This is a genomic window from Coraliomargarita sinensis, assembly GCF_003185655.1.
GTDB lineage: Bacteria > Verrucomicrobiota > Verrucomicrobiia > Opitutales > Coraliomargaritaceae > Coraliomargarita_B > Coraliomargarita_B sinensis.
The window spans coordinates 1-596 of sequence record NZ_QHJQ01000034.1; the positions used below are offsets into that span (position 1 = coordinate 1).

The following is a 596-nucleotide window of genomic DNA, read 5'->3' on the forward strand; positions in this document are numbered from 1 at the left end:
TCAAAGCGGCTTCAAAATGCCGGCGCTCCCGCGCCGAACCGTCCGCATGGGCGGCCCAGACCAGGGAGAGCCCTTTCCTCGCCAGCCTGTTTCCCGCCACCGCTTCGGCATAACCACAAAAGCGGTAATCCTTGGGGTCATCCACCAGCTCTGCCCGCACCGGGTTCAAATCGATGTAGGCGGCCATGGTTTGAAGCGGGTTCCCCCTACCTTCGACCAGCACACTCTTGAAGCGCTCCGCCCAAAGCGTGCCATAGCGCTGATGCGTACGGTTGTACCAGACCGAGAAGCGCTGCTTCACCGCCTTCATATACTCCGAGACATCCCCCATCCGCGCCAAAAGCTTTCTGCGAACCGCCTCAGCTTCCCCGCCCCCGGCCAGAAGGTCCTTTTCCATCACCGCGATCGAAGCCGTCTGGTATTTTGTGGGCTTGGGATAGAGCACTTTATAACGCCGGAGCAGCTCTTTATCAGAGACTTCCGAAGCATCCGGAACCCGCAAAAGGACATGAAAGTGATTCGCCATCACGCAGTAGGTCAACACCTCGACCCCGCAGAAATCCGCCACCTGCCAGATCATCTTCCGCAGGATCTCC

Annotated in this window: 1 protein-coding gene; it reads right to left on the bottom strand. The window is 59.1% G+C overall.

The window, feature by feature from the left end:
• Nucleotides 1–596 (bottom strand): transposase (locus tag DDZ13_RS15275; protein ID WP_233246184.1); only part of this gene is annotated, 596 nt, incomplete at both ends.